The organism is Streptomyces sp. NPDC054840 (assembly GCF_053611065.1).
Genome location: NZ_JBSGZP010000424.1, coordinates 1 through 6,555 on the forward strand (window position 1 = coordinate 1; position 6,555 = coordinate 6,555).

The 6,555-nt window shown below is 70.7% G+C and carries 6 protein-coding genes; 4 read left to right on the top strand and 2 right to left on the bottom strand.

The window, feature by feature from the left end:
- Nucleotides 1–131 precede the first annotated feature (131 nt).
- Nucleotides 132–665, bottom strand: coding sequence for an HAD domain-containing protein (locus tag ACWGIU_RS25760; RefSeq protein WP_453709541.1), 534 nt, complete (start codon nt 663–665; stop codon nt 132–134).
- A gap of 90 nt (nt 666–755) precedes the next feature.
- Between ACWGIU_RS25760 and ACWGIU_RS25765 the strand changes: the two genes are divergently transcribed.
- The 3 genes from ACWGIU_RS25765 (at nt 756) to ACWGIU_RS25775 (ending at nt 4,393) form a co-directional block, all read left to right on the top strand.
- On the top strand, nt 756–1,307 hold the full coding sequence (locus ACWGIU_RS25765) for a TetR/AcrR family transcriptional regulator (protein WP_453709543.1): 552 nt from the start codon (nt 756–758) through the stop codon (nt 1,305–1,307).
- On the top strand, nt 1,304–2,848 hold the full coding sequence (locus tag ACWGIU_RS25770; protein ID WP_453709545.1) for an MFS transporter: 1,545 nt from the start codon (nt 1,304–1,306) through the stop codon (nt 2,846–2,848). Before ACWGIU_RS25765 ends, ACWGIU_RS25770 begins: the two co-directional genes overlap by 4 nt.
- 69 nt (nt 2,849–2,917) lie before the next feature.
- On the top strand, nt 2,918–4,393 hold the full coding sequence (locus ACWGIU_RS25775) for a membrane-associated oxidoreductase (RefSeq protein WP_453709547.1): 1,476 nt from the start codon (nt 2,918–2,920) through the stop codon (nt 4,391–4,393).
- A gap of 12 nt (nt 4,394–4,405) precedes the next feature.
- Here the strand turns inward: ACWGIU_RS25775 and ACWGIU_RS25780 are convergent, their stop codons facing one another.
- The gene (locus ACWGIU_RS25780) at nt 4,406–5,095 is read right to left on the bottom strand and encodes a lysophospholipid acyltransferase family protein (protein ID WP_453709549.1); all 690 of its coding nucleotides are present in this window, start codon (nt 5,093–5,095) and stop codon (nt 4,406–4,408) included.
- A 235-nt stretch (nt 5,096–5,330) separates the two neighbouring features.
- Here ACWGIU_RS25780 and ACWGIU_RS25785 point away from each other — a divergent pair, with 235 nt between their 5' ends.
- Entirely contained in the window at nt 5,331–6,503 is a 1,173-nt protein-coding gene (locus tag ACWGIU_RS25785) for a glycerophosphodiester phosphodiesterase (RefSeq protein WP_453709551.1), read from the top strand.
- Nucleotides 6,504–6,555 lie beyond the last annotated feature (52 nt).

Genomic DNA, 6,555 nt, shown 5'->3' on the forward strand with positions numbered 1-6,555 from the left:
GTGGGAGCCCGTCGGCCCCCACCGCCCCTCCGGCATGTCGGGGTGTCAGCAGACGACGTTGAGCCCGGGGCGCCGTCACTCCACATGATCACAGTCCGCATGACCGGTGAACGCGGGTAATCATGATCAAATCACAGGGAGCGGTCCCCTGAGTGCGGTGTGGCCCATGCGGCCAGAGTGTCGAAGTCTGCGCTGACCAACCCGATCCGCTCGTCGACGCGCATCAGCAGCGTCTGTGCCGGATGGCGCTGGTCGACGTAGTCGCGGTCCATCGCCGTGATGTCGTCGTCGATCCAGGCGAAGGGGCGCTCGCCCGCGTATTCGAGGATGTACTGGGTCTTCCAGAACGTGCCGCGCGGCGCCCGGCCGTGCATCTCCGGCCAGTCGATGAAGGGAAGTCTCGGCAGCCCCAGGTGGGGGCCTATCCAGTCGTTGGCCTCGTCCTTCCATGTGGTGGCCCAGATGAGCTCGTAGACCTCCGCGAGGGCGAGCAGCTGCGCTCCGTGGTCGTGATTGAGCCAAACCCGCAGGGGCTTGGCCTGCTCGGCCGCCCTCCAGCCCGTCGGGCGCATCCGGTGGGTGCGGTAGCCCTCGGGGCGGCGCTGGAGCTTGGCCGCGTAGGGGTTCAGTGGCCCGTCGACGTCGATCAGCAGCAGTGGCTTCATTGCGGCAGGATTCCGTTCCGGCTGCCCCGAGGGCAGCTCATTTTCCGGCCGAATGAGACATTGACGTCTCATTCGAGGTATAGTTGTCTCATGGCCATGGATCGTGACCAGGTGCTCCGCGATGCGGCCGCCCTGCTTTCCCGTAAGTCGACCGCCACGATGGACGAGGTCGCCCGCGCCGCCGGAATCGGGCGCGCGACCCTCCATCGGCACTTCGCCGGACGCGACGCCCTCGTCCGGGCCCTCGAAGAACTCGGCATCCGGGAGTTCGAGGTGGCCTTCGACAACGCCCGCCTCGACGAGGGCACGGCGGCGGAGGCGATCGGACGACTCGTCGCCGAGGTCGAGCCCAATGCCCAGTTGCTGGCCTTCCTCGTCACCGAGAACCAGCTGTTCGAGGGCGACGAGGTCAACGAGGGATGGGCCCGGCTCGACGCCCGCGTCAGCGCGCTCTTCCGGCGCGGCCAGGAAGAGGGCGACATCCGGATCGACCTCAGCCCCGCATGGCTCACCGAGGCCCTCTACGGCCTCGTCGGCACCTGCGCCTGGGCCGTGATGGACGGCCGGGTCGCCGCCAAGGACTTCCAGTACATGATCATCGAGCTGTTGCTCGGTGGCGCCAGACGGAGTGTGGAGAAATGAGCACGACCCAGCAGCTGAACAGCCCGACCGGGACGGAGACCAAGAGCCGCGGCCGCTGGCTCGCCCTGAGCGTGCTGGTGCTCGCCGTGCTGCTGGTCGCTGTCGACGCGACCGTACTCGGCCTCGCCACCCCCGCACTCTCCGAGGACCTCAAGCCGTCCGGCACCCAGCTGCTGTGGATAGGCGACATCTATTCCTTCGTCATCGCCGGACTCCTGGTCTCCATGGGCAGCCTCGGTGACCGCATCGGCCGCAAGAAGCTGCTGCTCACCGGCGCCGCCGCGTTCGGTGCCGTGTCCGTGCTCAACGCCTACGCGACCAGCCCCGAGATGATGATCGCCGCCCGGGCCCTGCTGGGCGTGGCCGGTGCGACCCTGATGCCGTCCACCCTCGCGCTGATCCGCAACATCTTCCACGACCCCAAGGAGCGCAGCCTCGCGATCGGCATCTGGGGCGCCACCGCCTCGGCCGGCGCGGCCGTCGGCCCGGTCGTCGGCGGAGCCCTGCTCCAGCACTTCTGGTGGGGCTCGGTCTTCCTGATCAACCTCCCTGTGATGATCGCCCTGGTCGTCGTCGGAATCAAGCTGCTCCCCGAATCCAAGAACCCGGTCGCCGGCCCCTGGGACCTCGTCAGCGTCGGCCTCTCCCTCGTCGGCGTGATCAGCGTGGTCTACGCCGTCAAGGAAGTCGCCACCCACGGCGTCACCTGGGAGGTCGCGGCCACCGCGGCACTCGGCGCGGGAGCTCTGTACGCCTTCGTACGCCGCCAGTTCAGCCTGCCGTCCCCGCTGCTCGACATGAGGCTGTTCAAGCACCGCGGCTTCTCCGGCGCGGTCCTCGCCGACCTGCTCACCGTCTTCGGCCTGTCCGGACTGGTCTTCTTCCTCTCCCAGTTCCTGCAGCTGGTCCAGGGCCGCGACCCCCTTGAGGCGGGCCTCGCCGAACTGCCCGCCGCCATCGGCGCGGTGGTCACCGGCCTGATCGCGGGCCGGTACGCCCGCCGGTACTCGGTACGGACCATCGTGGCCGGCGGTCTCGGCGCCATCGGCCTGGCCCTCGCCGTGCTCACCCTGCTCCACAAAGAGAGCGGCTACCCGCTGCTCGGCGCGGCCCTGCTCGTCGTCGGCCTCGGCGCCGGATTCTCCTTCACCGTCACCGCCGACGTGATCCTCTCCAGCGTGCCCAAGGAACAGGCCGGTTCGGCCTCCGCCGTCTCCGAGACGGCGTACGAACTCGGCGCCGCCCTCGGCATCGCCCTGCTCGGCTCCATCGTCACCGGCGTCTACCAGAGCTTCACCGCCCCGGCCTCGGTCGCGGGCCCGGTCGCCGACGCCGCGCACGAATCCCTCGGCGGGGCCGTCGAGGCCGCCAAGACGCTGGACCCGCACACCGCCCAGGTGATGGTGGGCGCCGCCCAGGAGGCCTTCGTGGACGGGCTGCGGCTCGCCTCCGGCGTCGGCGCGGCCGTGCTGCTGGCCACCGCCGCGGCCGCCTGGTTCCTGCTGAAGGGCCAGCGGCTCCAGGAGGGCGTCGAGCACTGACATGTCGCCGAAGGGGGCTGTTCCGGCCAGAGTTGACAGCTCGTGGAACCGCGGGACACCATCCCGGCGATGGAGATCAACGATCTTACCCCGGCGGAACGCCGCGTCTGGGAGGCCTTCCCGCGCGGCGACGGGGTCGACTTCCGCGCCGCCCCCGAGGACAGCTCCGCCGACGGAGCCGACTGGGGTCCCGACCGCACCCTGCGCGCCGAGGTGCTGCGGGCGATCCTGCTGGGAGCCGGCCCGGTCGTACAGGGCCGGGTCCCCGGTCTCAAGATCAAGGGCGCGAAGATCGTGGGCAAGCTCGACCTGCGCTACGCCGTCATCGACCACCCCATCCGGCTGCGCGACTGCTGGTTCGAGCGCAAGCCCCTGGTGTACGGGGCCCAGTTACGCGCCCTGGTCCTCGGCTACTCCACCCTGCCCGGCCTGACCGCCTCCACGCTGCGCGTCGAAGTGGTCCTGCGGCTCTCCCACTGCCGGATCGCCGGACCCGTGCGGCTGCAGGGCGCCAAGATATCCGGAGGCCTCTTCCTCCAGGGGGCGGTGATCGGCCCCACGGCCGGCGAGGAGGCGGACGAGCCCCCGCTCCAGCTCAACCACGTCGAGGTCGACACCGACATCATCGCGAACGACCTGACCGTGCACGGCCAGCTCCGCCTCAACGGCGCCACCGTCGGCGGCCAGATCCAGCTCGACCGTGCCCAGCTGCTCGCTCCCGGGCAGATCGCCCTGCACGCCGAGACCGTGACCGTCGGCACCGACCTGCGCGCGCACCGGATGAAGGCCCGCGGCATGGTCAACCTCACCGGCTCCCGGATACCCGGCCAGGTCAACCTCACCCGTGCCGACCTCGCCAACCCGGACGGGACCGCCCTGCGCGCCTCCAGCTGCGTGATCGGCGAGCTGTGGCTGCGCCGGTGCGACACGGTCCGGGGCGATGTGAACCTGCGCCGGTCCACCGTCGACCTGCTCCACATCGATCCGGAGGCCTGGCCCGAGCGGATCGCCATCGACGGCCTGACCTACCGCACACTCGCCCCGCACCTCCCCGCCGAGCAGCGGCTGCCGGCCCTGGAGCGGGAGGAGTCCGGATACCTGACGTACGCCTACGAGCAGCTCGCGGCGGCCTACCGTACGGCGGGCGACGAGGCGGCCGCCCGGACCGTCCAGCTCGCGAAGCTGCGCAGGCACCGCCACACCCTGCCCCGGGCAGCCCGGGCGTGGGGGCTGCTCCAGGACGCCACCGTCGGCTACGGCTTCCGGCCGCTGCGGGCGGCGGGGTGGCTGGCCGCCCTGCTGATGACCGGGTCGATCGCCTACGGGATCGACCCGCCGCGCGCCCTGAAGGCGGGGGAGGCCCCGGACTTCAACGCGGTCTTCTACACGATCGACCTGATGGTGCCGATCGTCAGTTTCGGCCAGGAAGCGGCCTTCGCACCGGGCGGCTGGCACCAGTGGCTGTCGTACCTGCTGATCGTGACCGGCTGGATCCTCGCCACCACCACGGCGGCGGGCGTCAGCCGATCACTCCAGCGTCAGTAGGCGTGACCCGGGTCAGGCGGCCTTCGCCTTGGTGGCGTACATGTCGACGTACTCCTGGCCCGAGAGGCGCATGACCTCGGCCATCACCGAGTCGGTGACGGCGCGCAGCACGTAGCGGTCGCGGTCCATGCCCTCGTAGCGGGAGAACTCCATCGGCTCGCCGAAGCGGACGGTGACCCGGCCCGGACGGGGCATGCCGGCGCCGCCGGGCTGGAGCTTGTCGGTGCCGATCATCGCGAACGGCACCACGGGGGCGCCGGTCATCAGGGTCAGGCGGGCGATGCCGGTGCGGCCGCGGTAGAGGCGGCCGTCGGGAGAGCGGGTGCCCTCGGGGTAGATGCCGAAGATCTTGCCCTCTTCGAGGATCCGGCGACCGGTCATCAGGGCCGCGACACCGCCGTTGGCCCCGTCCCGGTCGACGGGGATCATGCCGGCGCCGGTGAAGAACCAGGCCATGGCCCGGCCCTTGATCCCCTTGCCGGTCACGTACTCGTCCTTGCCGATGAAGTGGACCGTACGGTCGCACACCAGCGGCAGGATCATGGAGTCGATGAAGGTGAGGTGGTTGCCCGCAAGGATCACCGGACCGGAGCCGGGGATGTTCTCGATGCCCTCCACGCGGGTGCGGAACATCATGCGCATGACCGGTCCGACAGCGGCTTTGATGAGCTTCGTACGGAACAACGTGGGGCCCTCCGGCATCGAAAAGCGGTTCGCGCACCCACCACACGGCGGTAGCGCAGGTGAGGACGATACTCGTGGGTCAGGTCGGAGCGCACATCGGGTTCACGTGTCGGATACAGAGTGTTGACGCAGGTTTGCGCCAAGTTCCCCGGATCAGCCCCCGGCGCACGCCCTTCGGCCACCACCGTTTGCCTACCATCTGCACGCCGATCGCGGGCCGCGACACGGCGTTCACGACGAGGAGTGGGCACTCATGACACAGGGTGGGGCAGCGCGGCGCACGGTCCTGGGGGCGGCCGTCCTGGCGGCGGGGACCGGAATCACCGGAGTCACGGCGGGTTCCGCCGCCGCTGAGGACGGGTACGGCGACGGACACGGCGACGGGGACCACCGGGGCCTTCCCTTCCCGACGGTCATCGGCCACCGCGGAGCCAGCGGCTACCGGCCTGAGCACACGATCGGCTCCTACCAGCTCGCCCTCGACCTGGGTGCCGACGTCGTCGAGCAGGACCTGGTCCCCACCCGCGACGGCCATCTGGTGTGCCGCCACGAGAACGAGATCGGCGGGACCACCGATGTCGCCGAGCACCCCGAGTTCGCCTCCCGGCGCACGACCAGGTCAGTCGACGGGGTCCTCGTCACCGGCTGGTTCACCGAGGACTTCACGCTGGCCGAGCTGCGGACCCTGCGCGCGAAGGAACGTATCCCCGCCGTCCGGCAGCGCAACACCCTCTACGACGGCCGGTGGGCCGTACCCACCTTCGAAGAGGTGCTCCGCTGGGCCGACCGCGAGGGCAAGCGGCGCGGCAAGCGGGTGTGGCTGCACGTGGAGACCAAGCACCCCAGCTACTTCCGGGGCCTGGGCCTCGGCCTGGAGGAGCCCCTCGCCAAGCTCCTGCGCCGCTACGGGCGCGACGGGCGAGGCGCCGCCGTCTTCCTCCAGTCCTTCGAGCCCTCCAGCATCCAGCGGCTCTCCCGGCTGGTCTCCGCGCCCCGCGTGGTCCTGCTCTCCGCGGCCGGCACCCGCCCCTGGGACTTCGAACTGGCCAAGGACCCGCGTACCGTCGCGGACCTGGTCAAGCCCGAGGGCCTGAAGTGGATCGCCGGCTTCGCCCAGGGCATCGGCCCGACCATGGACCTGATCCTCCCGCGCGACGCGGCCGGCGAGCTCGGATCCCCGACCACCCTGGTGAAGGACGCCCACGCCCGCGGGCTGCTGCTGCACCCCTACACCGCGCGCAACGAGAACAGCTTCCTGCCGGCCGAATACCGCCGGGGCACCGATCCGGCCGCGTACGGGGACGCCCTCGGCGCCTTCCGGACCTACTTCGAACAGGGCATCGACGGGATCTTCACCGACAACCCGGACACCGGCCTGCTCGCGGCGGAGGCCTTCCACCCGGGCCGACGCCCCGTCAACCGCTGAGCGCCGCTTCCCGTACGAGTGGGCCGGGCCCGGCGGGGAAACCGTCCGGCCC